Here is a 552-nt window from a genome sequence, read left to right as displayed (position 1 = left end):
ATTCATATTGTTCTGGATGCTTTTTACAAAACGGGCTGTTCAAGCGCTTCTTGACACTGCGCTGTGGAACAACAGCGCCTGGACGACAAGCCGGAAGATTCTTTCCTTGAAAATTCTCACACCACGTTCCTGCCTCTGTATCTTTATAGCGGAATCCTGATTGAACCATACAAGAATCAATGAACGCCTTTTTATTTAAACTTAACTTTCTATTTTCTGGATCCTTATCATAAGGGGTTGGCATGCCACATTCTAACAGTGCTTTTCCTATCTCAGTAAAATCTGCTCCTGGCTTCTCCCACATCGCCAAAGATGATGAAGGAGTTTTATTAAACTGACATCCCACTATACTTAATAAAACTATTATACTCAGTAATTTAAACAATATGTTCATTTTTTCCTCCTTAAAGGTTTTTGTTCACGATGAGATAAACCATAGCGCTTTTTGCATATATCACTCGCATCTCCAAGACAGGTATGGGAACTTATGGGATTCATGATCACTCTCCACCATTCTGTCAAAACGTTACTGCCAGCAGGTATTGTCTCATA

General features: G+C 39.3%; 1 protein-coding gene. It reads right to left on the bottom strand.

Annotated features, from left to right (window positions below):
• Nucleotides 1-394 (bottom strand): hypothetical protein (locus J7R13_RS08715; protein WP_208438298.1); only part of this gene is annotated, 394 nt, incomplete at its 3' end.
• Nucleotides 395-552: the final 158 nt, after the last annotated feature.

Source organism: Bartonella taylorii 8TBB (assembly GCF_902825155.1).
GTDB classification, from domain to species: domain Bacteria; phylum Pseudomonadota; class Alphaproteobacteria; order Rhizobiales; family Rhizobiaceae; genus Bartonella; species Bartonella taylorii_A.
The sequence above is the reverse complement of the archived record's forward strand: the minus strand, read 5'-3'. Positions and strand labels throughout refer to the sequence as shown.